Here is a 26,853-nt window from a genome sequence, read left to right as displayed (position 1 = left end):
GGCCCGGTCCCGGGGCACCACAGGTCTCGAAGGGCCCCATCCTGACGAGTCCACCGTCTTGGACGTGGTTCCGTTTCTGGCGTTACCACGAGCCTGGGAGGTTGGCCCGCCCCTGTCGTAGCCCAGGTGCTCGCTCAAGCCAAGCGGCCAGGCCCCTCTCCAAGGCCTCCCTTGGTGCAGGGCCGGCAGCAGACCATCAGTCCCGGTCATGCTCACCTGCCCGGCACCAGCTCTGCTCAAACAAGCCATCCACAGCCCCAGCCGAGCGCAGCTGGCCGACCACATCCCGACCACCAGCAGAAGCCCTGTTGTCATCATCAGTAGCAGTCATCAGTGTCAGTCCTTCCACAAGGGCTTACACAAACCATTGAACAGGCTCAAGACGCCCCCCCACGTGTAACAGCTCGTGGTAGGAGGAGGCGACCTCGGCGGCTACATGGGCAATAGGATGACCGGCCTGGACACGCATCACGAGCCTGTAGCGTCCCTGAGGCGTCAACGGAGCGTTACGGTGGGTCATGGCAGCGGGGCGTTCTCCTGTCAGAAGGATGATTCAGCATCACCCATGCTGACAGCCCAACAGCCCAAGCCCTACTGCCCCCACCCACGACTACAACCTCATGACCCACAACACCTAGGCGGTGAGGGTCTGGGTGTTCCGGGCGGCGCGCTTCTTGGAGTAGGCCCACACCGCTGGCCACGAGCTCGGATGGATGGCCGGGTCTCACACCGGCTCATGACGTTTGCTGACGTTGCGCTCGCTCCTTGAGCCCCTCCTGGGGGTGATGGTGCCTGGTCAGCTGGCCATCAGCGGGGGTGTCCCCTGCCCAGTAGAGAGTGGGTCTGAAGGTCGCCCAGGGCCCAGGTGGTGCGGGCCCCGGGCGATGAACCGCGGCTTCGCCTCATCCAACGCCGCCAGATTGGCCGCCGAGAGCATGCCGGCGCCCGGCGACCACGGGCGAGCTCGGCGATGCCGCCAGCGGCCTGGAAGGCCTCCACCACGGGGATGATCGTGGAGGTCTCGGCCCGGTTGCCCTCGAAAGCACCCGACTTGGAGAGGGAACCCGCCCCGGTCGACCAGCAGGCCCACGATGACCTGGGGAGCGCCCCGGCGCGCTTTGCCAGTCATCCACCCTCCTGAGACTGTCTTCCTTCTCGGTCTCGAAGTACAGCGTGGTCACGCCTGCAGGCACTGCGCCAGTCCCCTGGTGGCGGTGACGTGATCGAACAGCGGCCTGAGGAGAGGCGCCCCTGGTATCCCCGCTCAACGCAGCGCCCCAGACAGACCTGCAGGGTGTTGCGGTGGACCGGTCCCGGCCAGCCGATCTTGGACAGGGGCTCTGGGGGGGCGGCCTTGGAGATCGGCTCGATCAGAGGAGCGGCGACCATCTGCTCAAAAGTCCGGTCTCCCCGATAACCTCGCCCAGGCCCAGGCGGGTGTAGGCCGTCTTGATGGACTCGATCAACCAGCCCGACCTGCGGGAGGCGATCACAGGCCTTCGCACCGCACTACCGTCACCCGGCTCCCGACCGGGCGCATCACCACCTCGGCCAGCAGGTCCAGGACCTGCTGGCCCGCCAGGAGCTGGTGTCCCAGGCGCATCAGCGCGGCCAGCTTGGCCTCGTCATGAGCTGATCCCAGGTGCTCCACGATCCGGCGCACACCGTTGTCTTTGATCACGACCTGCACGGCCGTGGCCCCCGAGGCGGTCTTGACCTTGCGCGGGTACGGGCTCACCACCTCGATCCTACCGCCAGCTTAGTGCCCCACAACGACCACCCTACCCCCGCCATTCCAACGAAAAACCCCATCCAGAAACACAAACCAACCCAAACTGTGCAACTCAGGTCTGGATACGCGGGCACTGGGCAATCGAGAACCGGCTCCACTGGGGCTTTGACGTCGTCACAGGCGAGGACCGGCACCAGCTGTGCGCCGCTCACGGCTCGTTTTGTCTCGTCGCCTTACGGAACCTGGCCACCCGGCCTCATCCGCCTCTTCCACGGCTCTGGCGCCTGTATCGCCTCGACCACCAGATCCCTGTCAAGACGCCCAGAACGAGCCATCAATCTACTGACCCGACCAAGCTCCTAAACCGACTTTGCCGATCCCCTGATTCTTGCGGCGATCTACTATCGTGTCTGCACTGGATAGTGGACAGTGAGCTGGCTGGCATCGCCATGGGCTGTAAAGAGATCATTGGCGACGCCGGTGATCTCGTCTCCCTGGGTCGCGACGGCGTCTCCGCATACGTACGTGCAAGTTAGTTATGCGTTTGTTACGCTGAAGGTGTTGGTAAAGCGTTGGAACCACATCGTGGTGGACCTGGGAGGCTGTTTACATGACGGTAATGGATGTCAGACGGGGCTCGCCGCTGCTGCAGCTGGACCTGGATCCTGAGAAGCTTGGCCTGGAGCGCATCGAGCGCCTCAGGCGGAAGATGCAGGATCGTGTGGCGTCCCTGTGCAGTGAGCGAGCGATGATCTATACCAGAGTGTTTCGCGAGTTCTCCGACGAGCCGTTCATGAAGTGCAAGGCCCTCGCCTTCGCCGCGACCCTGCGGGAGATGACGGTCTACGTCGAGCCCGACTCTCTCATTTTCGGCAACCAGGCATCCCGGAACTTCGCGGCTCCTATCTTCCCCGAGTACTCGATCGACTGGGTCGTTGATGAGCTCGACGAGTTCGCCCTGCGCACGGGTGATGCCTTCCAGGTGTCTGAGGAGGTCAAGGTCGATCTTCGATCGATCCACTCCTTCTGGCACGGCAGTACTCACGAGGACGAGGTCAATGCTCACATCACTCAGGAGATCCTGGACGCGCAGGAACAGGGGCTGATCCACCGGGGAGGAATCTCAAACTCTGGGGACGGGCATATCATCCCCAACCATGAGAAGCTTTTCAGTCACGGTTACCGTGGCCTCGTCAATGAGATGAAGCTTCGACTCCTGGACGAGTCACTTACGGACCGTCAGCGTCTCTTCTACGAGTGCAGCATCGTCTGTCTGGAGGGCGCTCTTGACTACATCAAGCGCTACCGTCCCATCTTGAAGGAGATGGCGGAGCGGACTGCTGATCCGGAGCGTCGTCAGGAGCTCGAGCGGATGGCCGAGCTCAGCCTCACTCTGCTCGAAGGACCGGTGACGACCTTCTATGAGGGCGTCATGGCTGCCTACATCACCCACGTCCTGCAGATGGTGGAGTCCAATGGCCACTCGTTCTGCTATGGGCGTTTCGACCAGTACATGGACGATCTCTACCGTGCCGATCTTGAGGCCGGGCGCATCACGCAGGAGTCCGCCCTGGAGCTGCTCACGCACTTCTTCATCATGAACTCCTCCCAGAACAAGGTGCGCGCTATCGGGCATACCAAGTTTTCTCAGGGCTATCCGCTCTACAGCAACCTCATGGTCGGGGGCTACAGGCCCGACGGCCAGGACGGTACCAACCCCCTATCCTACCTGTGCGTCGAGGCGATGAACCTGTGCCGCCTGGCGGAGCCCAACTTCTCCATGCGCTACAACCGGGACACTCCCCGTGACCTGGTCACCCTCGCCGCCCGACTCATCCGTAATGGCTGCGGCATGCCCTCGATGTTCAACGACCACGTCGCGGTCAAGGGACTCATGGGGCTGGGAATTCCTGAGGAGGACGCCCTGGACTACGCCGCCATCGGCTGCGTGGAGACCGGTGTCCAGGGCAGGTACGGCCACCGCGCCACCGGGATGACCTACGTCAACTGGGGCAAGATGCTCGAGGTTCTGCTCAACAACGGGACGGATCCCGTCTCCGGTATCCAGCTCCTCAGCCTGACTGGTGAGTCGGGCACGGACATCGACTTCAGCAGCTATGACGAGGTGTGGGACGCCTGGAAGACGTTGCTGCGCTACTACTCGGACCTGGCTGTGGAGTGCGACGCCATCTGCGACCGCAGCCTGGAGACCTACGACACCTCCCCGTTCGCCAGCGTCCTCGTCGACGACGCGCTTGAGCTGGGAAAGACCCTCAAAGAAGGAGGATGCCGTTACGACGTCGTCTCGCAGTCCAATATCGGGCCCAGCGTCGTCGGCAACAGCCTGGCGGTCATCAAGCACTTCGTCTTCGACGAGGGGAAGTGGACCTTCCAGCAGCTCAAAGCCGCTCTGGCGGACAACTGGGCCTCGCCGGAGTCGCAGCGGATTCTTCGCGACGTCACCAGGTACCGCAGCTTCGGCAACGATGAGGACGAAGTCGACTTCATCGTCAAGGACGTCTTCGACTCCTACCTCGAACTGCTACCCGGATACCACACCATCCGCACCGGCAGAGGACCTCGCGTCAGCAGGTACACGATGTCAACCTCCAACATCACCTCCTATGTTCCCAATGGCATGGTGGTCGGGGCCACCCCCGACGGGCGCCACGCGGGCGAACCCCTGAACGAGGGCTGCTCCCCGACCCAGGGCACGGACATCTCAGGCCCCATGGCTCTCATCAACTCCGTTTCCAAGCTGCCCAACGACAAAGTGGCAGCCGGACAGCTGCTGAACACCCGCTTCACCCCGATGACGCTTGCGGGGGAGGAGGCCCTCGACAAGTTCGTCAGCTTCCTCTACGCCTCCCTGGAGAAAGGGATCTACCACAACCAGTTCAACGTCATCGACAGCACGATCCTGCGGGCAGCCCAGAAGGACCCTGACAAATACCGCAACCTCATCGTCCGGGTAGCAGGCTACTGTGCCCAGTTCGTGTCCCTGATGCCCGAGGCCCAGGAGGCGATCATCGCCAGAACGGAACTCGAATTATGACCATGGGTCTGATCGGGTCCATCCAGGACTACAGCACCAAGGATGGGCCCGGTCTACGATCCACAGTCTTCATGAAGGGCTGTACCCTCGCCTGCAAATGGTGCGCCAACCCCGAGCTGATCTCCTTCGACGATCAGGAGGTCTACTTCTTCTCTGAACGGATCACGGACCCGGATATGGCCGTGCGGGAGAACGAGGGGGCGCTGGCCAGGCAGGGTGGACGGTGGTGTCTTGATCGCAGCCGGTTGCCCGAGCCGGACGAGCTCATCGAACGCAACACCCAGATGATCTTTGAGACGGTCGCCAGAAGGATGAGCGTTGACGAGTGCGTTGCCAAGCTTCTGCGGAATATGGAGTTCTATACGGCCTCCAACGGGGGAGTGACCTTCTCCGGAGGTGAGGCGATGATCCAGGTCGCCTTTGTCTCCGAGTGCCTGAAAAGACTCAAGGACAACGGCGTCCACACGACCGTGGACACGGCGGGAAACGTTCCGTGGGCCTACTTCACGAAGGTACTGGACCACACCGACCTCTTCCTGTACGACATTAAATCGTGTGACGAACAGCTACACAGGCAGGGAACCGAGGCCGGGAGCAAACGAATCCTCGACAACGCCCGAAGACTAGCCGAGGCGGACAGACCCATGTGGGTGAGGCTCGTCGTCATCCCTGGATGGAACGACGACGCCGCAGACCTGGAGGAGCGCCTTCGCTTCACTGCCTCACTCGGAGACGCCGTCAAAAGAGTAGATTTATTAGCATACCATACGCTAGGGGTGGGGAAGTACATGAGGCTCGGTCTAGACTATCCATTGCCCGGCATGCCCCGCCTGGATGAGCGACTCATCGAAGAGGCGATGGCGTTGGGGACTGACCTCGGCCTGAACATGCATTATGATCCCGGTATGCACGCCTGATTCAGGAGCCGATGAGGGTTATTCACAGGCGTTCCAATGGTGCGCGCTTACGCAGGTCCTGTGGGGTGCGGGGTGTTTCTTGGTCTGGGGGCGCGTGAGGTCGCCTGTGAAGGACCGTATGATCGCCTCGATGGCCGCCTCATACGATCTTGTGATCCAGACGGTGGGCAACTGGGTCGCCAGGTACAAGAAGGAGTGCGCCACTGACCCGGACCGCAAGAAAGCCTCTGAGTTGGCCGAGATCGCGAAAATCAAGGCGGAAAACAGGGGGCTGCGTCAGGAGAGCGAGTTCCTGAAATAAGTAGCCGTCTTCGTGTGTCCTGAACGGAAGGGAGCTTCTGGTATAGGTCGGTAGCTTCTGGATGGTGTTGTGTAGATGATGAGGGTGTGGCCCCTCGAGGTCGTTGTGCGGATGATGGCTTCAAGCCTCCTAGTGCTGCGTTGGATGAAGACCGTAGTGGTGAGCGTTCAAGGAAAAAGGCGTCCTTGGGTGGGTGTCAGGTGGGGTCCGGGAAGACGAACGTGAGTGAACCGCTGTTGAGGCATTGAAATGCTTGGATGGCATCAGAACTGGGGGTTGAAAGTGCCCTGGGATGAGTCTGGCGGTGTGTCCGTAATGCTGGCCAGACGGTGCCCGGCGTGAAGGCGGCGTGAGCCTGGTCTGCTGCGTCTACGTGAAACAGGAGAAGGGGTCCTTGTGCTAGTGCCTGCTGGGCGCGTGTGGGGGGGTGCTGGTGGACTGACTCGTAGTAGTGGTGATATTCCTGTAATGGGAACGGAGCGAAGGAGGCGGGTCGTTCGTGACGGGTTCGCGCTGGGCAACCAGGGTTTCTGGGAGGAATTGGGGTGAGCGGATCAGCATCACTGGTAGGGACGGTGTCGAGGTCGCCGGGAACTGGATTATCCTGGGTGTGGTGGAGGGTCTGATTCCACGGAAGGATGATGACCATGTTCGGCACCTAAGAAGTGTCCCGATGAGCTCAGGGAGCGTGCGGTCCGGTTGCGCCTGGATGCGTTGAAGGTTCCCCAGCGAGTCGAGGCTGCTTCAAACGGGTGGGCAACCAGCTCGGCATCAACTCCGAGACGCTGTGAGGCTGGGTCCGCCAGGTTCAGGTCGATGCCGGTGACCACCCCGGCACGACCACCGCGGACGCTGAGTGTATCCGTGTCTTGGAGGCTGAGAACCGTGAGCTGCGCAGAGCCAATGAGATCCTGTGCAGCGCGTCGGCTTTCTTCGCGGCGGAGTGTGAGCGCCCATTGCGTTGATCTGCCAGTACAACGACCAGTACAAGGAGCGCTTCGGGTCCTGTCCGGCTCAGGCACCAAGATCGCCCCGAGCACCTATTACGCCATCAGGGCTGGAGCGCCTTCAGTGCGCGATAGCGGACTGAGCGGATCCTGGCCCTGCGAGAGGAGATGTTCAACGCGGTCCTCGGATCGCGCAAGACCTGGCGACTGCTCCAATGCCCAGCAAAGAGCGGCACCGGTGGCCCGCTGCACGGTAGAGCGACGCATGCGAGCCCTGGGACTGTGCGGTATCGGGCCGGGAAGGTCGATCCGGACCACGAGGCCGACGACCTGCTCCGACGCGACTTCACCGCAGACAGACCCAACCAGCGCTGGGCGGCGGACTTCACCTAGGTCCGTACCTTTAGGATTCTGCTACACGCCCTTCGTTATGGACCTGTTCTCCCGTCGAATCGTCGGATGGGCCACCAGCAGCCGGACGAATACTGAATTCGCGCTCGGCGCCCTGGAGCAGGCGATCTGGCAGCGCAAGGACCGTCAAGGTTGCAGCCTCACAGGCCTCGTACACCACTGGCGACCACGGGTCGCAGTACCTGTCCATCGCCTACTCCGACCGGCTCCTGGCGGAGGGGACCGATACCTCCACTGGCCGGGTGGGCTCGTCCTACGACAACGCCGCGGCCGAGGCCCTGAGCAAGTCCTACAAGTGCGAGCTGATCTGGACCCGATCCTGGAAGGACTGCGACGACCTCGAGGCCGCCGTCGCCGAGTGGGTCGACTGATACAACCCGACAGCCCTCGCCGCAACAACAACTACGACTGTTCTCCAGCCAACGCTGAGACGCACTACTACGATCAACCCCACGCCGCGACACCCACCGCAGCGTGACTACGCACCCTCCACAAAACCCGGGACGATCCAGAAGTGTGCGACCCGGGATAGCCAGACCCTGACCTCCTAGGAGAACCGGGCTCGGGCCGTCATCGTCGGCGAGAGACGCCCCAAAGCCGCCAGGTTCGTCACCACCCACAAAGGCGATCAGATTCTCGATGAGGCCTCCCTGGCCAGAGTCACGTCGCTAGTGGATCTCAAGGGGTATGCCACCGCTCATCCCGTCCCGTCTGATGGATGCCGCCGTGGTCGGCTCCCTCCTACCACGAACTGTGGCACGTGGAGGTCTCATATGTGCATGAGCAAGTACGACCTGAGAGCTTGGCTGGTCTTCCACCAGACCCGCGAGGCCGTTGAGGCGCACCTGACGGTGGTGATAGCTGCGCTGGCCGTGGCCCACCACCTTTAGGAGGCCACCGAGCATTGCCAGGATCATGCGTGAGCTACACGGCCTGCAGGACACTACCATCAACCTCAACGGCCACCGGATCACCGCCCAGCCTCAACTCACCCAAACCGCAACCGGCATCCTCAGATCCGTCAACCCCCAGGGCACCAGGTTAGTAGACCGAATTTTAGATCACTTCTTCTTGGCCTGCTTGGCCGGGGCCTCACCGAGCTCAGCGGCCGTGACAGTCACCGATGCGGCTGCGTCGGCCGACTCGGAGTTCGCGGCCTGGGCGGCCTGCTCCACGGTGAAGGTGCCGGTGACCTTGGCCGCCTCGGTCAGGTCCGCACGCACCGCCTCAATAGCCTCGGCGTACTCGGGCTGGTCTGCGGCGACGGCCAGCGTCACCGAGAGGATCGGCGTCTTCTGGCTCGTCTTGGCCTCCGACTTCACCTTGCGCAGCGCAGCCAGGGCGGCCCCGGCACGGGCGACCAGCTCGGCGTCGGCCCCCGCGGAGGCCTCACGCAGGCCGGTCGATTCTGGCCAGGCGGCCCGGTGCACCGAGCCGGTGCGGTACCAGCTCCACACCTCCTCGGTGGCGAAGGGCAGGAAGGGGGCCAGCAGGCGCACGAAGGTGTCCACCGCGATCGCCAGCGTTGCCCGCGCCGAGTGGACGGCGGCGGGCTCGTGAGAGCCGTCGAAGTCATTGGCCCGGTCCTTGACCAGCTCGATGTAGTCATCACAGAAGGTCCAGAAGAAGGACTCGGTGACCTCTAGGGCGCGGGCGTGCCCGAAACCTTCGAAGGCGGCCGTGGCGGTGTCGACGACGTCGGCCAGTGCGGCCAGGACCGCCCGGTCGATCGGCTCGTTGACCACCGAGGCGTCCAGGCAGGGGGCGGGCGCCGCGGCCACGGTGGCCTCGTCCGCGTCCCACGGGATCCCCATGGACAGGGCGAACTTGGAGGCGTTGAGGACCTTGATGGCCAGGCGCCGGCCGATTTTGATCTGGGTCTCCTCGAAGGCCGCGTCCAGGCCCAGTCGCGCCGAGCTGGCCCAGTAGCGCACGGCGTCGGAGCCGTACTGCTCCAGCAGGCCCATGGGGGTGACGACGTTGCCCTTCGACTTGGACATCTTCTTGTGGTCGGAGTCCAGGATCCAGCCGGACAGGCCGGCGTTCTGCCACGGCAGGGCCGCGAACTCCAGGTCCGCGCGCACCACCGAGGTGAACAGCCAGGTGCGGATGATGTCCTGGCCCTGCGGGCGCAGGTCCATCGGGTAGACCCGGCCGAAGAGGTCCTCATCGGTCAGCCAGCCCGAGGCCAGCTGGGGCGACAGGGAGGAGGTTGCCCAGGTGTCCATGATGTCGAACTCGCCGACGAAGCCGCCGGGCTTGCCGCGCTGGTCCTCGGTGTAGCCGGACGGGACGTCGGAGGAGGGGTCCACCGGCAGCTCGGACTCGTCCGGGGTCAGGATCGCGTCGTAGTCGACCTCGCCGTCGGAGCCCACCTTGTACCACAGCGGGAAGGGGACGCCGAAAAAGCGCTGGCGCGAGACCAGCCAGTCGTTGTTGAGGCCCCGCACCCAGTTCTCGTAGCGCACGCGCATGAAGTCCGGGTGAAACTCCAGCTGTCGGCCGCGCTCCAGCAGCTCGTCGCGCAGATCGGCGCAGGAGGCCGGGTTCGTCCACTCCTTACCGCCGTTGCGGATGTACCACTGGCGGGAGGTGACGATCTCCAGGGGCTTGTCGCCCTTCTCGAAGAAGTTCGTCTGACGCACCGTCTTGACGGGCTCGCCGCGCATCTCACCGGTCTGCGCCAGCCGGGCCACGATGGCCTCGCGGGCGGAGAAGGTGGTCTTGCCGGCCATGGTCCCGTACGCCTCGCGGCCGGCCTCGGAGGTGATCCACTCGGGTGTCTCGGTCTCGATGCGCCCGTCCTTGCGCAGGATGGCGCGCAGCGGCAGCTGCAGGTCGCGCCACCAGTCGATGTCGGTGGTGTCTCCGAAGGTGCAGCACATGGCGATACCGGCGCCCTTGTCCTTCTCCGCGGCCGGGTGGGGCAGGACCGGCACCTTGACGCCGAAGACGGGGGAGGACACCGTGGTGCCGAACAGGGGCTGGTAGCGCTCGTCATCGGGGTGGGCCACGAGGGCCACGCAGGCGGGCAGCAGCTCGGGACGGGTTGTCTCGATGCACACGTCGATGCCGTTCTCCACCGGGGCGCCGGCGGCCTCGGCCTTGGCGGCGGCCTCCTCGTCCACGATATGGAAGGCCAGACGGTGGTAGAAGCCGGGGTACTCGCGCGACTCCAGCTCGGCCTGGGCCACCGCCGTCTGGAAGGTGACGTCCCACAGGCCGGGCGCCGCCGCTTGGTAGGCCTCACCGCGCTCAAGGTTGTGCAGGAAGGCGGTCTGGGCGACTTTGCGGGCCCGCTTGCCAATGGTCTGGTAGGTGTGCGACCAGTCCACGCTCAGGCCGAGCCTGCGCCACAGGGCCTCGAACTGCTTCTCGTCCTCGACCGTGAGGCGCTCGCACAGCTCGACGAAGTTGCGCCGTGAGACTGGCACCTGGTCGCGGGCCTTGATCGACTTGCCCTCGCCGCCGGTGTGCGGCGGGGTGAAGCCCGGGTCGTAGGGCAGGGAGGGGTCGCAGCGCACTCCGAAGTAGTTCTGGACGCGGCGCTCGGTGGGCAGGCCGTTGTCGTCCCAGCCCATGGGGTAGAACACCGCCTTGCCGCGCATGCGCTGGAAGCGGGCCACCGTGTCGGTGTGGGTGTAGGAGAAGACGTGCCCCACGTGCAGGGAGCCGGAGACCGTCGGCGGCGGGGTGTCGATGGAGAAGACCTCCGCCCGCTCGGCACTGCGGTCGAAGGCGTAGGTTCCCTCGGACTCCCAGCGCTCGCCCCAGGCGGTCTCCAGGCCGTCGGTCGACACCTTGGCCGGCACTCGCGGGCTGTGAGGCTCGGAGGGCAGCAGACGGCTGGACGATGACGGGGCAGCGGCGGGGCTCGGAGAGGTCTCAGACATAGGGCCGATTCTGTCACGGTGCGGCCGCAGGCCTCGACATGGCCCGGTGTGAGGTCGGCAGGCCTCGGAGGCAGTCGGTCGCCCCCAAAGCGCGCATCCGGGTTACGAAACGCGCACAGATTGGTACGCTTGTACCAACACGGATCGAGGGGACCCCGCAGCGGCCCCGGGCCGCAGTCGAGGAGGACGCGCATGGATGAGGAACCGGTGGAGCACAAGGACCCAGTGGCGCAGACGATGTCGGGCGTCTCCCGGAACCCCTTAGCGGAGGCTGGCAGCGAGACCGGAGGGGACGTCACCGACCGCCTGCGGGAGCTCAGCGAGCACGCCGGGGTCCTCAGTCGCAAGAACACCCACCTGGCCAACGCCCTGCGGGCGGCGCGTCAGGAGCTGGCGGCTTTGCACGAGGACGTCAAGGCCCTTCAGCTCCCGCCCCTGGCGCACGCCACGGTCCTGGCCGTGGACGCCACCGAGCGCACCGCCGATGTCTCCATCGCTGGGAGGCGCCACCGGGTGGGTGTGGGGCCTGCCGTCGTGTCCTCCTCGCTGCACCCGGGCGACGATGTCGTCCTCAACGAGCATCTCGTCATCACCGCGACCTGCCCCTCGCCCCGCTTTGGTGAGGTCGTCACCGTCAAGGAGACCTACGACGACGGCACCGTCCTCGTCCTGGCCCGCCACGACGAGGAGCAGGTCCTCACCCTCTCCGCCGCCTTGACCGACCGTCGCCCCCGGGTGGGCGACGCGCTCGTGGCCGACCTGGCCGTGCGCATGGCACTGCGCCCCGTGGTGCGCTCCGAGGTCGAGGAGCTCGTCCTGGAGGAGGTGCCCGACGTCGGATACGAGGACATCGGCGGGCTGGGCGAGCAGATCGAGCTCATCCGCGACGCCGTCGAGCTGCCCTTCCTGCATCCCGACCTCTACCGCGAGCACCGGCTCACCCCACCGCGCGGCGTGCTGCTCTACGGGCCGCCCGGCTGCGGCAAGACGCTCATCGCCAAGGCGGTCGCCGCCTCCCTGAGCGCAGGCGGGCGGGGCGAGGCCTACTTCCTCAACATCAAGGGGCCCCAGCTGCTGGACAAGTACGTGGGGGAGACCGAGCGGCGCATCCGCGTCATCTTCGCCCGGGCCCGGGAGAAGGCCGCAACCGGGGTGCCCGTCGTCGTCTTCTTCGACGAGATGGACTCCCTGTTCCGCACCCGCGGATCGGGGCGGTCCTCGGACGTGGAAACCACCGTGGTCCCGCAGATGCTCGCCGAGATCGACGGCGTCGACGAGCTTGACAACGTCGTGGTCATCGGGGCCACCAACCGCGAGGACATGATCGACCCGGCGATCCTGCGGCCGGGCCGCCTCGACGTCAAGATCCGCATCGGCCGACCGGACCGGGACGGCGCTGCCGAAATCCTGGCGACCTACCTGACGCCCGACCTCCCGATCAGCGAGGAGCTCCTGGCCGCCCACGGCGGCGCGCAGGGAGCGGTGGACGCTCTCATCGAGCAGGTGGTCGAGGCCCTCTACACCCGCCGCCGCGCCACCGAGATGGTTGAGCTCACCCACTCCGACGGACAGGTCGAGATCCTCCACGTCGCCGACCTCGTCAGCGGCGCCATGCTCGCCAACATCGTCGACCGGGCCAAGAAGGCGGCGGTCAAGGACTTGGTCACCGGCGGGAAGCGCGGTCTGACGCAGGAGCACCTGCACCGCGCCGTCATCGAGGAGATCATGGAGAACGAGGGCCTGCCCGCCACCGTCCACCCCGACGACTGGGCCCGCGTCAGCGGGCGGCGCGGCGCCCCGGTGACCTCCATGACCGTGCTTCAGCGCCTCCGGGAGGAGTGAGGACAGTGGCATCGACGAGCTCCCGGCGGACCCCCGGCCGCGAGGTGACGGTCATGGGGATGGAGACCGAGTACGGCATCCTCGGTGCTGAGCCCGAGGACGTCGTTGCGGCCTGTCTGGAGGCCGAGAGTGAGCAGGGGCGCTGCCCGGGTGTGCGCTGGGACTACTCGGGGGAGTACCCCCTGCGCGACGCCCGCGGCTTCGAGGTGGACCGCTCAGCGGTCGACCCCTCCATGCTCACCGACGTCCCTGGAGCCGCGTCCGTCGAGGGGCCCGTCCCCGGGCGCCTGCGCACCACCGTCGTCGCGCGGCTGACCGCCCAAGAGGAGGCCTGGCAGCGCGGCACCGCCACCTGCCTGTCCAGTGGCGGGCGCCTCTATGTGGACCACGGCCACCCCGAGTACGCCACCCCCGACGTGCACCGGGGCCGCGCAGGCCGCCCTGGCCGACCGGGCCGGGGACCTCCTGGTGGCCCGGGGGGCCGAGCTGTTGCGCCGTCGCGGCGTAGCGGCCCGCCTGTTCAAGAACAACGTCGACGGCAAGGGCGCCACCTACGGCACCCACGAGAACTACCTCGTGCCCCGTTCGATCGATTTCGACGACCTCACCCAGGCCCTCGTGCCCCTGCTCGTGGTCCGCCCGCTCCTGGTGGGCTCCGGTCGGGTCGGTATCGGGGCCGTGGCCCGGGGCGCCAACTTCCAGATCAGTCAGAGGGCCGACTACCTGGAGAAGGTTGTGGGCCTGGGAACCACGGTGGACCGCCCCCTGGTCAACACCCGCGACGAGCCCCACGCCGACCCCGAGCGCTGGCGGCGCCTCCACCTGGTGCCCGGAGACGCCAACTGCTTCGACACGATGACCTGGCTCAAGCTCGGCATGACCTCCCTGGTGCTCCAGGTCCTGGCCGACGGCGTCCCCGCAGCCTGGCGCCGCCTGCGCCTGGCCGACCCCGTGACCCAGGCCCGGGAGGTCTCCCGCGATACCCGCCTTCGCGGCGCGCTTGAGCTCGCCGACGGTCGGCGCCTGAGCGCCCTGGAGATCCTGGAGCAATACCTCGAGACGGTGCGCGGCCACCTGGGGGACCAGGGACGCGCCGCGCCGGTGCCGGCGGGCGACCCCCTGCGCCCGGACCTGTCGGCGCTGACCGACGGCGCAGACACCGACGGAGCCGAGACCGGCGCGATCCTCGCCTTCTGGCAGGCCTCGCTGCGCGAGCTCGAGACTCTGCGCGCCGGGGGCGACGGGGCAGAAGGCCCGGGAGATTCGAAAGGCCCCGCCGGGCACCTGGAGTGGGTCGCCAAGAAGCAGCTTCTGGACGCCACCGCTCGCCGCCACCCCGATGCGCACGGGCATGATGTCCTCCACGCCGTCGACCTGGCCTGGTCCGAGCTGTCCCCGGCCGGACGAGGCCTGGCCGAGCGGGTGCCCGCCGGCGTCGACGCACGCGGTGGGCTCGACGAGCAGATGGGGGAGGCGTCCCTCGCCGAGCCGCCCTCCACGACCCGGGCCTGGCTGCGCGGTAGGCTCGTGAGTGCCTTCCCCGGCCAGGTGGTCGCTGCCGGCTGGCACTCCATGGTTCTGGAGACCGGTGAGAAGGGCCAGCGTCGCCTGCCCCTGACCGACCCCCTGTCCTTCACCCGCGCCACCGCGTCACCGGCTGTCGAGGGCGCCGCCGACGTCGTCGAGGTCCTGACGCGCCTGACGGGCGAGCGCCTGGACCGCCTAGCGCCGACCACCGAAGCCGTGACCGTACCCGCCACCCCGTCAGGAGAATAGATAATGAGTGAGTTCGCCCAGCCGTCCCGCAGCCGTCAGGACGACCCCGCCCCCGACGACGATCCGGGTCCGGCCCCCGCCGGACCTGCCCGGGGCCAGGGCCTGGAGTCGGTCCTGGACATGATCGACGACGTCCTGGCTGTCGACGCCCAGGAGTTCGTGCGCGGCTTCGTCCAGAAGGGCGGCCAGTGAGCGCCAGCGGCCCAGGTCCGCGCGTCACCGGCCTGGAGACCGAGTTCGGCGTCCTGTGCGCCCCCGTCGGGCCGCAGGCAGCCGCGAAGGGGGACCTGCCAGACGTGGAGCGGGCGGCGGCGCTCATCTTCCGTCACCGACCCGCCGGATACCGCAGCACCAACCTGTTCCTGCCCAACGGTGGGCGCCTCTACCTCGACATCGGTGACCACCCCGAGTACGCCACCGCCGAGTGCGTGCGCGTGCGCGACCTCATCGCTCAGGACCAGGCCGGGCGCGCGATCCTGGCCGCCATGGCGCAGCGCGCCGCCGCGAGCCTCGCTCAACGGGGAACCCCGGCCCGGCTCCACCTCCTGGCTAACAATACCGACTCGGCCGGTCACACCTACGGCTGCCACGAGAGCTACTCCGTGCCCCGCCACCTGCTCGATGACTCGCCCGGGGCCCAGGGCGTCGACGGTGGGAGCGGTGAGGCCGTCATGGCGGTGCTCACTTCCTTCCTGGCCACCCGCCCCGTCCTGGTCGGCTCCGGGCGCCCTCTGGGGGCAGGCGCCGCCAACGGGAACATGGACGGCCCGGGCGCGGGGGACGAAGAGGCGGCCTGGGGCCTGTCTCCGCGCGCCCCGCACCTCAAGACCCTGACCTCCGCCGACACGACCGGGCAGCGAGCCCTGGTCAACACCCGCGACGAGCCCCACGCCGATGCCGCCCGCCTGCGCCGCCTGCACGTCACCTGCGCTGACACCACCATGGCCGAGCCGACGACGGGACTGCGCAGCGCCGTGACTCTCCTGCTCCTGGACGCCCTTGAGGCCGGGTGGGACTTCACCGACCTCTCCCTGACCGACCCGCTGGCCACGCTGTCCGCACTGGGGGAGAGCCCCTGGGGAGACGTCTCGGCCGCCACCATCGACGGCCGCCGCCTGACCGCCGTCGACATCCAGGAGGCCTTCCTGGAGCGACTCGCCTCCTACCTGGATGACGCCGGTGTGCCCGACTTCCTCCGCGGCGCCGAGCACCTGCTGGAGGACCTGGCGCCCCGTGTCATCTCCGCGCTGCGCCACCACGACGCCGGTTCCATCGACACCGAGATCGACTGGGCGATTAAGCGCCGCCTCATGCGCGCCCAGCGCGAGCGCCACCCCCGGCTGTCCGGTGAGGCGCTGGAGGCCCTGCGCTCGCGGGTGGACCTGGCCTACCACGACCTCAACGCCGAGACCGGACTCGCCCCGCGCCTGACCGCGCAAGGGGCCATGGCGCGCCTGTGCGAACCGGAGGAGATCGAGCGCGCTCACCACGTGCCCCCGATGACGCGCGCCGCCCTGCGCGGAGCTTTCGTGGCGGCCTGCCTGGAGGTGGGCGCCGACTTCTCGGTGACCTGGGAGAGCCTGCGCCTGGACTCGCCGCCCACCGCACCGGTCGACCTGTCCGACCCCCTGGCGACGGTTCATGAGGCCGCCGAGGCCCTGACCGAGCGGGTCAAGCACCTGCGCCCCGAGGAGATGCACCGCATCGACCTCGTGGGACGCGGCGGCCTGGGCGCGCCTGGTTAGGCTCCCTCGAGCCTCGCGCTGGCGTCCTTCGGCGCTCATTCGTCACCCGGTTCTCTCGTCTTTTCAACGGTTAGTCCTGATCGTCCTATAGCTGCTCCGTGCCTGTTCAGCTCTTGCGGGAACCCCCAAGAAGGAGTACACACTTAGGTGTGCCTCACCAAAGCCGGTGGGGTGCTGACGAGAGGATCCGGTATGGCCGGCACAGCCAGTTCAGTCAGGACAGCAGCGACCAACCCCGCCAGTGGCAACGGTGGTGCCCGGGCGACGAACATCGCCTCGCCGCGCAACCTCATCAACGTGGGAGTCTTCACCGCCCTGTACTTCATTGCCCTGTTCGCCTCCGGGATGCTCGGGGCGATCCACCCGATCATGATCTTCATCGGCGGGATCCTCGGCATCCTCGTTGAGGCGATCATCTGCATGCTCTACGTGGCCCGGACCCGGGCCTTCGGCGCCTACGCCATCCTGGGGCTCATCATCGGCATCCTCATGGTCGCCACCGGACACGCCTGGGTCACACCCCTGGTCGCAACCGTCCTGGGACTCGCTGCCGACACCATCACCCGCGCCGGTGTATACGCCAGAACCGCCACCAACGCCCTGGGGTTCGCCGTCTTCTCCATGTGGGCCATCAGCCCGATCCTCCCGGTGATATGGGCCTCGGACGCCTACTTCGCCGACATCCGCGAGTCCATGGGGGACACGTACGCCAGAGACCTCCAGTCGCTGATCAGCATGAAGTTCCTTCTTGGGTGGATGCTCGTCATCGCATTCGTGGCCGGTGCTAGCGCTCTGCTGGGAATGAAGGTGCTGCGCAAGCACTTCGAGCGCGCAGGCGTCGTCTGAGCATGCGGCGCCCACAGATCTCGATGTCCCCGGCCGGCCCGGCAGCGCCGGAAGCGCCGCGCCCGCAGAGCCGCTCGCTCCTCGACGCCCCGTTCGGGGCGCGCCCCCGCTCCGGTGCCAGCGCTATTGCCCGTGTTCGCGCCGATCCGCGCAGCAAGTTCCTGCTGCTCCTGGTGTGCAACGTGCTGGTGATGGGGGTCGCCCCCACCGGCGCCGTCGGACTCATCGCGGTCCTGGTGGGGGTGCTCATCGCCCTGGACGAGCCGGTGCGCGTCCTCATGAGCTACTGCGCCATCACCGCGATGTTCTGGGGACTGGCTCAGCTGCCTCAGTGGCGGCCGAGCGGGCTCGCGGTGTTCCTCGGGGTCGTCGCCTACTGGCTGCTGCGCTTCGCCATCTCACTGTCTTTGGGGGCATGGTTCGTCACCACCACCCGCGTGAGCACCCTGCTGGCGGCCCTCAACCAGCTGCGCGCGCCGCGGTTCCTCACCATTCCGCTGGCGGTGCTCTTCCGGTTCGTGCCGGTGGCCGTCGATGAGGCCAGGGGCGTCATCGAGGCCATGCGGCTGCGCGGCTACAGCGGCTCCTACCTGTGGCGCCACCCGCTTCAGTGCATCGAGAAGCTCGTGGTGCCCGTCCTGGCCGCCTCGGCCCGTAGCGCCGACGACCTCTCGGCCGCGGCTCTCATCAGGGGTCTGGGAGGCGGCGGCCGCCCCACCGTCGTCGATCGTCTGCGCTTCGGGAGCGCCGACGCCGTGCTCCTCGCACTGAGCGCCGCCATGGTGGCGCTCGCGCTGCTGCCCGCCCTGGGGGTGTGGCGGTGACCCCGCTCGATGAGACGAGGCTGGGCATTAGAGGCGTCTCCTACGCCTATCCCACCGGCCAGCAGGTGCTCGACGGCGTTGATCTGGATGTCGCCCCCGGAAGCCTCACTCTCGTGTGCGGGGCCTCGGGGTCGGGCAAGTCCACGATCCTGCGGCTGCTCAACGGCCTCATCCCGCACTTCCACGACGGCGAGCTCACCGGCCGGGTCCTCGTCGGGGACGAGGAGGTCTGCGACACCCCGATCGAGCGCTCCGGCCTGCGCACCGCCACGGTCTTCCAGAATCCCGCCTCCCAATTCTTCACGACCACCGTGGCCGACGAGCTCGCCTTCGCGCCCCAGAACTACCAGGTCCCCGCGCCGGAGATCCGGCGACGTCGCAACGAGGCCCTGGAGACGCTGGGCATCACCGACCTGGCCGCGAGGGAGCTGCGCGGCCTGTCCGGCGGACAGACCCAGAAGGTCGCCTGCGCCCAGGCCCTGGCCCAGCAGACCCCCGTCATCCTCCTGGACGAGCCCACCTCCAACCTGGACCCGCGGGCGATTGACGACGTGCGCGCCGCCATCGAACGGCTCAAACAGTCCGGCCGGACCCTCGTGGTGGCCGAGCACCGCATCTACTTCCTGCGCGGACTCGTCGACGAGGCCGTCATCATGGGGCGGGGACGCGTCCTGCACCGGATGAGCGGCGAGGAGCTGTGGCGGATCGAGGACGAGCGGCGCAGGCGGCTGGGCCTGCGCACCCTGGAGCGGCCCCGCCTGGCCGTGAGCCCCGAGCCCGTCGCTGCCCGGGCTGGCCACGCGGATAGGACGGCCGACGACGTCGCGAGTAGCGGCGTCGAGCATCCCTCCCGCGTGGCCGGTGGCGCACTGCGGGCCGAGCCCGATGAGACTCCCGGAGGTCCGCAGGAGGGCGGTCTGCGCATCGAGAACCTGAAGGTCGAGCGCGGCGGCCGCCTCATCCTCGACATCCCCGATCTCTTCTTTCCCGCAGGTGCGATCACCGGCGTCATGGGTGCCAACGGGATCGGCAAAACAACCCTGGCGCGAGCCGTCTGCGGTCTGCAACGCGCCCGCAGGGGCGTGCGCATCGCCCTGGACGGCAAGGAGCTCGCCGCCGGGCAGGCCTTCCTCGTCATGCAGGACGTCCACCGCCAGCTCTTCGCCGAGTCGGTCTCCCGGGAGGCCGGCCTTCCGCAGCTCAAGCGCCTCGACCTGGCCGATCTGGCCGACCGTCACCCGCTTTCGCTCAGCGGCGGGCAAAAGCAGCGCCTCGTCATCGCCACCGCGATCGACCAAGACGCCCGCGTCCTCATCCTGGATGAGCCCACCTCTGGTGTCGACCACCGACATCTCGTGGCCATCGCCGCTGAGCTGCGGGACCTGGCGCGCGAGGGGCGCGTCGTCATCGTCATCAGCCACGACATCGAGTTCCTCAACGAGTGCACTGACCACGTCATTGAGATTGAATGACATCTCACTGAAGGTAGATAATGATAATGATTTGCGAATATGACGATATTCGAGTAGATGTGCGGTCATCGCGCTGGCGCGCCTGAGGTGTTGCGTCCTCGGTACTCCGGTACGACGTCGGACTGTTCACCACGACCTGCGAGAACACACAAGGAGAAGACATGAGCCCCACCAACCGCACAGCGACATCGACTGGGCAGGAGCGGCCCACCGTGCGCACGTCGTCGCGCTCGGGCCTGGCCGACTCAGCGCTCGGAACCCGCAATCTCATGACGATCGCTGCCCTGGCCGTAGTTTCGATGATTCTCCTCGTGCCGCTGAGCTACCTGGCCCCGGCGGCGGGAGCCTCCCGAGACGCAGTGCTCCTGGGCTGCGCGATCATGGGATTGTGGCTCGTGCCGTACCTGCTGCCCGCCACCGTCGTGCGCCGCCCCGGCGCCGTGATGATCGCGGCCCTTCTCATGGGCATCATGTGTGTCTTCACCACTCCGACCGGCCCTGCGGCCATTGTCGGCAACCTCATCGGCGGAGCCTTCGTCGAGGTACCCCTGGCTCTCCTGCTCTACCGGAAGTGGACCTGGTGGTCCTACCTGCTCTCGGCGATGACCTTCGGTCTGCTTAACGGCATCATGTACGTCTCCGTCATGAGCGCCTCGGCGGGCGTCGCCTCCGCGAGTGCCGGCGTCATCATCGCCGTGGTTTCGGCACTTGTCGGTGGCGCCATCACCATCGTCCTGACCCGGCTGCTCAACCGCGCCGGTGTCGGCATCGACCACCGCGCGACCGGCCGTGCCTGAGTCAGCGCTCGCCGTGTCCGATGCGCCCGCGGTGGAGCAATCGCATGGCGGGCCGGTAGAACCGGCGCTGGTGAGGATCGAGGGGCTCAGCGTCCACTACCTCGGGCGCGAGAGCTGGGTCCTGGACTCAGTGAGCCTCACCCACCTGCGCGGCCAGGTCACAGCCGTCATCGGTCCGTCGGGCTGCGGCAAGACCACGCTGGTGCGTGCCTTGTGTGGTCTTATCCCGCACTGCCTGCCCTCGGAGTACTCCGGCAGCCTGAGCCTGGACGGTACCGAGGTCGCCGATGCCACCGTCCAGGCCCTGGCCGAGACCGTCGCCTACGTCGGTCAGAACCCCGACGCCGCCGTCGTCACCCGCACCGTCCACGACGACGTCGCCTTCCCGCTGCAGAACCTGTGCCTGCCCCGCAGTGAGATCACCTCGCGGGTTCACGAGGCCCTGCGCGCCGTGGGCCTGATCGAACGCATCTGGGATGACCCCTGGAGGCTCTCAGGCGGACAGCGCCAGCGTCTCGCCGTCGCTGTCGCCCTGGCCATGCGCCCGCAGCTCCTCGTCCTCGACGAGCCCACCAGCACCATCGATGCCACTGGGCGCGAGGAGTTCTACACACTCATCTCCTCCCTGACGGCCTCCGGGACGGCAGTCGTCGTCATCGACCATGACCTCGACCCGGTACTGCCCATCGTCGACCAGGTCCTCGCCCTCGATGCCGCCGGAAGCATCATCGCCATCGGCACCCCGCGCGAGGTCTTCATGGGGCACCGCGGCGAGCTGACCGACGCCGGCGTATGGATGCCCCGGTCCCTGCGCGACCTCGACGATGACCTCCTCGCGGGTTCTTCCGGGCAGGGAATGCCATTGACCTGCGCCGAAGCCGGAATCCGGGTGCCACGGCTCACCGACATGTGCGCGGACGGCGAGGTGCGCTACCTGGAAAAGCAGACACGGGACTCCGCTGAGAGCTGGCAGCAGGTCGAGGTGATCGACACCCGCGACGCGCTCGCGGGCGTGACTCGTCAGGAGCCCAGAACCAGCGTGGAGCTGGTCGACCTCGAGGTTCCGGGGCGCTCGCCCAGCGTGTCCATGCAACTGGGCGGCGGGGAACTCGTGGCGCTCGTCGGCCCCAACGGCGCGGGCAAGTCCTCGATCCTGTCCGCCCTGGCCGGTCTCGTGCGCTCCACCGCACGCAAGGCGGTGGTTGGTGGCCGGGAGGTGGGCAGGGGCAGGCACCTGGTCGGCTACGTCTTCCAGAATCCGGAGCACCAGTTCGTGGCCACCACTGTCGGGGCCGAGCTCGCCGTCGGAGGCACCTCTCCGGCGCGGGTCGACCAGCTCCTGGAGCAGTTCCACCTGGTTGCTCACCGGAACCACCACCCCTTGACCCTCTCGGGCGGCCAGGCCCGGAGGCTGTCGGTGGCCACCATGGTCAGCGAGGAGCGCGACGTCGTCGTCCTGGACGAGCCCACCTACGGGCAGGACTGGGACAACACCCGCGAGCTCATGGACTTCATCGATCAGCTGCGTCACCGGGGGCGCACGGTCATCATGGCCACCCATGACCTCGAGCTCGCCCTGAGGCACTGCACCCACCTCATCGCCCTGCCAGGGCCGACGTCGCTAACCGGCACGGACCCCGATCGGGCGCAACAGGTCACCACAGTCGACGACGCAGACGAAACGGCGAAGGTAGACGACAGCGGGTCGGCGGCCTCATCTCCCGGCCCATCCGACCCTCGCCCGGCGCCGCCCCGGCCCCAACCGCGACGCGGCCTGTTCACTTCGCTCAACCCCCTCACCCTCTTCGCGTCGGTCCTGCCGGTCATGGTGATGGTCTTCGCTCTGCGCAACCATCACCTCAACCTGGGCGTCCTGCTGGCCTCCTCGGTCCTGGTCATCGCCGCCCGCGCCTCCCTGCGGCGCACCATGGCCTCGGTGATCGCCCCCTGGGCGGTCACTGCGCTCATGATCTGGATCTTCAGCAGCGGAAGCCACCATCAGGAGACTGCTGCGCGCCTTTACGACCTGGGTGACGCGGTGACAGGAGGTACCGGCATCGGTGCGCTCGTCGCACTCGTCCTCGTCTCCGGAGTCTCCACCGATCCCGAAGCCCTCATCCGCACCCTGACCACCACCTTCCGCATGCCCTACCGCCTGGGGGCCGCGGGCACCGCGGCCATCGCCTTCATCACCCGATTCCACGACGACTTCGTACTCCTGCGCACCGCCAGGGCACTGCGCGGAATCGGAGGGCGCTGGGGGCTCGCGGCCCCCATGGTCCGCTGGGTCGGATCCGTCCTGCCGCTGATGATCCTGGCCATCCAGCACGCCGAGCGCGTCGCCCTGTCCATGGACTCGCGCGCCTTCGGCGCCCACCGGCGGCGCACCGAGATGACCGATGAGCCCTGGAGAGCGCGCGACTGGGGTGTCGTCGTGCTCACCTGGGCGCTGGTCGCCGTCACCTGGAACACGCTCCGTTGAGGAGAGCATCATGACCAACCAGACGACTCACCAGACGACGAAACGCACTGCCAAACCGCGGGACGACCGGCGCAGTGGCACCGCCGATGCCGTCCGGCGCGGCGTCACCGTCGGAGACCTCATCCGGCCGGCGCGCCCGGCCATGATCGTCTCCGGCCTGCTGACCGCGCTCGGAGCGCTGATGTCCATCGCCCCCTTCGAAGCTCTGCGCAGCATGGCGGCCATATGGCTGGGCGAGGCCTCACCGGAGGGGTGGCGCGGCAGCCTGTGGTCCTGGGCGGCGATCGCAGTCGTGGCCCTGTTCGCCTCCCAGGCCCTCTACCTGGCCGGCCTCGGGATCACGCATCTGGCCGAGGCCCGGCTGCGACACCACCTGCGTCAGCGGGTCGTCGAGGCTATCAGCGGCTTGCCCCTGGGACGGGTGGCGCAGATCCCGCACGGCACCATCCGCAAGATGGTCTGCGACGACACTACCGCCATCCACACCCTCGTGGCCCACATCCCCTGCGACGCCACCAACGCCGTCGTCATGGCAGTGGCCGGAGCGGCTTATCTGCTGTGGACCGACTGGCGCCTGGCCTGCGCGCTGGTGGGGCTGTGGGTACTAACCCTGGGGGTCATGTCCCTGACCCTGGCCGGCATGTCGGGTATCACCAAGCGCTTCGGCGCCGCGCAGACCTCGCTGGCCGCCGCGACCGTGGAGATGATCGAGGGCATCAAGGAGATCAAGGGCTTCCAGGCCACCGACGCCTCCCGCACCCGTTTCAGCCGGGCCCGCACCAAGTTCTCCAGGCTGTCATACGAGTGGGTGAGCAGGTCCGGCCGAAGCATCAGCGCCATGACGGCGGTCCTGCGCCCCTCCACGGTCTTCGCCACGGTCGCGCTCCTGGCCGTCCTGTTCACCTCCCAGGGGTGGACGCCGCTGTCCGCGACGCTGCCCTTCTTCCTGGTGGCCCTTGGGCTACCGGAGGGGCTCATGACCCTCATCGGCCTCATGCAGCACATGTACGAGTCCAGAATGGCCGCCCAGGCCACCGCAGAGCTGCTCTCCCAGTCGCCGATGCCCGAGGGGACTCACAACGACGGTGAGGGGCCGGCGCCCGGGCGCGTCGCCGTCGAGGACGTCACCTTCTCCTACGAGCCGGGCTCTCCGGTTCTGCGCGGCGTGTCCTTCACCGCTGAACCGGGAAGCGTGACGGCGCTCGTCGGCCCCTCCGGGGGTGGCAAGTCGACCCTGGCCCGCCTCATCGCCCGCTTCTACGACGTCGACGACGGTGCTGTGCGCATCAGCGGCATCGATGTGCGCGAAGCGACCTTCCCCTGGCTGCTCTCGCGCGTGGCGATCGTCCTGCAGGACGTCGCCCTGGCCCACGAGTCCGTCCACGACAACATCGCCCTGGGACGCCCCGACGCGACCCGGGAGCAGGTCGAGGCGGCCGCCCGCGCGGCCTGCATCCACGAGCGCATCACGCGTCTGCCCCACGGCTACGACACGATCCTGGGAGATACGGGCGGGTTCCTCTCCGGCGGAGAGCGCCAGCGAGTGACCCTGGCGCGCGCCTACCTCCAGGACGCCCCCGTCCTCGTCCTGGACGAGGCCACCGCCCAGGCCGACCCCGCCTCCGAGCGCGACATCCACCAAGCCCTGTCCCGACTGGCGGCCGGGCGGACCGTCATCATCATCGCCCACCGCCTGTCCACGATCCGCGATGCCGACCAGATCCTCGTCGTCGACGCAGGACGCATCACCGAGCGCGGCACGCATGAGGAGCTGCTGGCCGCAGGCGGCCGCTACGCCGCCATGTGGAGCAGTCAGGACCTGAGCGAGGAGACCGACGCCGCGGCGCTGACCGCCCAGGTCGATCAGCCCGGAGCCAAGACCGCAGGGCAGGAGGAGTAGCCATGTGGAAGCTGCTGACGCGAGTCGTCAACGCCGCCGAGATGCGGACCATCACCGCCTGGTTCGCAGCCTCCGCAGTCCTTCAGGGCCTCACCCTGGCCCTCATGATCCCCTTCCTGCGCGCCCTCTACTCGCGCTCGGAGTCCCTGACCGGTTGGCTGATCGCAGTCGTGGTCCTGGGGGTGGTGAGCGTCGTCGTCGACACCATCGCCATGCACCGCTCCTACCGGGTCAGTGTCTTCGAGGTCTGCGACACGATGATCGACCGCGTCGCCGATCACGTCCTGACCCTGCCCCTGGGCTGGTTCAGCGCCGAGCGTGAGGCCGTCGTCGTCAACGCCACCTCCAAGGAGGTCAACACCCTCTCCCACCTGGCCTCCATGGTGATCCCCAACCTGTGCAACGCCTTCATTGTCCCGCTGGTCATGCTCGGGGCCACCGCCGTCGTCGAGTGGCCCCTGGCGCTCATCATGGCCGCCGCCATCGTCCCGCTGGTCCTGACGTGGCGGCTCATGGGAGCCGCAACCACCCGCGCCAACGAGATGGAGGACCGCACCTCGAGCGCCGCGGCCGGACGCCTCGTGGAGTTCGCCCGGCTCCAGCCCGTGCTGCGCGCCACCGGCGTCACCAAGACGGGCTGGGCGCCGGTGCGAACCGCCCTGGAGGCCGACTCCACCGCCACCCTGGACGGCTTACGGGTCAAGGGCAGGCCCGGGCAGTACTTCAACCTCATCGTCAACATCGCCTTTGCCCTGGTCATGGCGGTGGGACTGTCACGTGTGAGCGGGCACCGGCTCGACGTCGTCGCATACCTGGCGATCATGGCCGTCACCGCGCGCACGCTCCTGCCACTGACCAAGGCCGCCATGTACGGCGCCGAGGCCGACAACGCGAAGGTCGCCCTGCGGGCCGTGGGGGATATCCTCAACGCCCGTCCCCTGCCCGACCCCGAGCCCGGCCAGGAGATCGAGCCCCGGGGGACCACGATCGCCCTGAACGACGTCTCCTTCTCCTACGACGCCGGCCGTCCCGTCCTGGCGGGCGTCTGCCTGAGCGCACCGCAGGGACGAGTGACCGCCCTGGTGGGGCCCTCAGGGGCAGGCAAGTCCACGATCCTGCGCCTGGCCGCCCGGTTCTGGGACGTCGACGACGGGACGGTCACCATCGGCGGCGCACCGGTGCGCTCCATGCGGACCTCGACGATCATGGGCATGACTTCCATGGTCTTCCAGGACGTCTACCTGTTCGACACCACCATCCGGGAGAACCTGCGCATCGCCCGGCCCGAGGCCACCGACGCCGAGCTGGCCGAGGCCGCCAGGCGCGCCCGCCTGGACCGCGTCATCGAGGCACTGCCGCACGGGTGGGACACACAGGTCGGTCCCGGCGGGCTGAGCCTGTCCGGTGGGGAGCGTCAGCGCGTCGCCATCGCCCGGGCCTTCGTCAAGGACGCCCCGATCCTCCTGCTCGACGAGATCACCTCGGCCTTGGACGGGGAGAACGAGTCCGCCATCACCGAGGTGGTGCGCGAGCTCTCCGAGGGCCGAACCGTCATCGTGGTGGCCCACCGCCTGTCCACCGTCCGCCAGGCCGACGAAGTCGTCTTCCTCGAACCGAGTCAGGCCGGCGCCCGCGTGGTCCAGTGCGGTACGCCCCAGGAGCTGGCTGCCGTCCCCGGCCCCTTCCGCGAGTTCATCGAGGCCTCCACGGCCTCCTCGCGCTGGCACATCCGCCAGGAGTGATGCGTAGGCCGGTCATCTCGGATACGACAGATTCACGGACTGACGCTGTCTCATACCGAACGGTATGAGACAGCGTTTCTGTTGCTATGAGAGCCCTCAAGGCTCTATGAAACCTTATTGAAATACTGTATGGTATCGTGAATACCGACCGGTACGGATCAGATTGGTGGT

General features: G+C 67.5%; 16 protein-coding genes and 3 pseudogenes. 17 read left to right on the top strand and 2 right to left on the bottom strand.

Annotated features, from left to right (window positions below; all coding sequences use genetic code 11):
- Positions 1-637: 637 nt before the first annotated feature.
- A pseudogene (locus HMPREF0975_RS17235) lies at positions 638-1,738 on the bottom strand (IS1634 family transposase); the annotation flags it as partial.
- Between the two features lie 604 nt (positions 1,739-2,342).
- Here HMPREF0975_RS17235 and HMPREF0975_RS01215 point away from each other — a divergent pair.
- The 5 genes and pseudogenes from HMPREF0975_RS01215 to HMPREF0975_RS17230 all read left to right on the top strand — a co-directional run.
- Positions 2,343-4,787 carry a glycyl radical protein gene (locus HMPREF0975_RS01215; protein WP_009232265.1) on the top strand — a complete coding sequence of 815 codons (2,445 nt, stop codon included), beginning with the start codon at positions 2,343-2,345 and terminating at the stop codon, positions 4,785-4,787.
- Positions 4,784-5,704 (top strand): glycyl-radical enzyme activating protein, encoded by a 921-nt coding sequence (locus tag HMPREF0975_RS01210; RefSeq protein ID WP_009232264.1) that lies wholly within the window; start codon positions 4,784-4,786, stop codon positions 5,702-5,704. Before HMPREF0975_RS01215 ends, HMPREF0975_RS01210 begins: the two co-directional genes overlap by 4 nt.
- 118 nt (positions 5,705-5,822) lie before the next feature.
- A complete protein-coding gene (locus tag HMPREF0975_RS01205; protein ID WP_009232263.1) occupies positions 5,823-6,005 on the top strand; it encodes a transposase in 183 nt (60 codons plus the stop codon).
- 1,600 nt (positions 6,006-7,605) lie between these two features.
- Positions 7,606-7,734: a hypothetical protein gene (locus HMPREF0975_RS17070; RefSeq protein WP_269528410.1), complete on the top strand. Its 129-nt coding sequence runs from the start codon at positions 7,606-7,608 to the stop codon at positions 7,732-7,734.
- A gap of 69 nt (positions 7,735-7,803) precedes the next feature.
- A pseudogene (locus HMPREF0975_RS17230) lies at positions 7,804-8,398 on the top strand (IS1634 family transposase); the annotation flags it as partial.
- A gap of 26 nt (positions 8,399-8,424) precedes the next feature.
- Here HMPREF0975_RS17230 and valS read toward each other — a convergent pair.
- Positions 8,425-11,256, bottom strand: a complete 2,832-nt coding sequence (gene valS, locus HMPREF0975_RS01195; RefSeq protein ID WP_009232260.1) for a valine--tRNA ligase — start codon at positions 11,254-11,256, stop codon at positions 8,425-8,427.
- 192 nt (positions 11,257-11,448) lie between these two features.
- On the opposite strand from valS, the gene arc reads away from it, so the two are divergent.
- The 12 genes and pseudogenes from arc to HMPREF0975_RS01140 all read left to right on the top strand — a co-directional run bounded on the left by arc (position 11,449) and on the right by HMPREF0975_RS01140 (position 26,682).
- Positions 11,449-13,098, top strand: coding sequence for a proteasome ATPase (gene arc, locus HMPREF0975_RS01190; RefSeq protein ID WP_009232259.1), 1,650 nt, complete (start codon positions 11,449-11,451; stop codon positions 13,096-13,098).
- A 53-nt stretch (positions 13,099-13,151) separates the two neighbouring features.
- Positions 13,152-13,463, top strand: a pseudogene (locus HMPREF0975_RS16495) (proteasome accessory factor PafA2 family protein); the annotation flags it as partial.
- Positions 13,464-13,476: 13 nt separating this feature from the next.
- A complete protein-coding gene (locus tag HMPREF0975_RS01185; protein WP_009232258.1) occupies positions 13,477-14,874 on the top strand; it encodes a proteasome accessory factor PafA2 family protein in 1,398 nt (465 codons plus the stop codon).
- Between the two features lie 3 nt (positions 14,875-14,877).
- Positions 14,878-15,066, top strand: a complete 189-nt coding sequence (locus HMPREF0975_RS01180; protein WP_009232257.1) for a ubiquitin-like protein Pup — start codon at positions 14,878-14,880, stop codon at positions 15,064-15,066.
- A complete protein-coding gene (locus tag HMPREF0975_RS01175) occupies positions 15,063-16,619 on the top strand; it encodes a proteasome accessory factor PafA2 family protein (RefSeq protein WP_009232256.1) in 1,557 nt (518 codons plus the stop codon). Before HMPREF0975_RS01180 ends, HMPREF0975_RS01175 begins: the two co-directional genes overlap by 4 nt.
- 192 nt (positions 16,620-16,811) lie before the next feature.
- Positions 16,812-17,465 (top strand): MptD family putative ECF transporter S component, encoded by a 654-nt coding sequence (locus tag HMPREF0975_RS01170; protein ID WP_009232255.1) that lies wholly within the window; start codon positions 16,812-16,814, stop codon positions 17,463-17,465.
- A 2-nt stretch (positions 17,466-17,467) separates the two neighbouring features.
- Complete coding sequence (locus tag HMPREF0975_RS01165; RefSeq protein WP_009232254.1) at positions 17,468-18,289, top strand: energy-coupling factor transporter transmembrane component T; 822 nt, start codon at positions 17,468-17,470, stop codon at positions 18,287-18,289.
- Positions 18,286-19,761 carry an ABC transporter ATP-binding protein gene (locus HMPREF0975_RS01160; protein WP_009232253.1) on the top strand — a complete coding sequence of 492 codons (1,476 nt, stop codon included), beginning with the start codon at positions 18,286-18,288 and terminating at the stop codon, positions 19,759-19,761. The genes HMPREF0975_RS01165 and HMPREF0975_RS01160 overlap by 4 nt, the downstream gene beginning before the upstream one ends.
- Before the next feature lie 161 nt (positions 19,762-19,922).
- The gene (locus tag HMPREF0975_RS01155; RefSeq protein WP_009232252.1) at positions 19,923-20,558 is read left to right on the top strand and encodes an ECF transporter S component; all 636 of its coding nucleotides are present in this window, start codon (positions 19,923-19,925) and stop codon (positions 20,556-20,558) included.
- 70 nt (positions 20,559-20,628) lie between these two features.
- The gene (locus HMPREF0975_RS01150) at positions 20,629-23,040 is read left to right on the top strand and encodes an ATP-binding cassette domain-containing protein (RefSeq protein WP_049939306.1); all 2,412 of its coding nucleotides are present in this window, start codon (positions 20,629-20,631) and stop codon (positions 23,038-23,040) included.
- A gap of 10 nt (positions 23,041-23,050) precedes the next feature.
- Complete coding sequence (locus HMPREF0975_RS01145; RefSeq protein WP_009232250.1) at positions 23,051-24,940, top strand: ABC transporter ATP-binding protein; 1,890 nt, start codon at positions 23,051-23,053, stop codon at positions 24,938-24,940.
- 2 nt (positions 24,941-24,942) lie between these two features.
- Positions 24,943-26,682, top strand: a complete 1,740-nt coding sequence (locus HMPREF0975_RS01140; RefSeq protein WP_009232249.1) for an ABC transporter ATP-binding protein — start codon at positions 24,943-24,945, stop codon at positions 26,680-26,682.
- Positions 26,683-26,853 lie beyond the last annotated feature (171 nt).

Origin of the sequence: Actinomyces sp. oral taxon 849 str. F0330, assembly GCF_000239715.1 — a bacterium.
GTDB classification, from domain to species: domain Bacteria; phylum Actinomycetota; class Actinomycetes; order Actinomycetales; family Actinomycetaceae; genus Actinomyces; species Actinomyces johnsonii.
The sequence above is the reverse complement of the archived record's forward strand: the minus strand, read 5'-3'. Positions and strand labels throughout refer to the sequence as shown.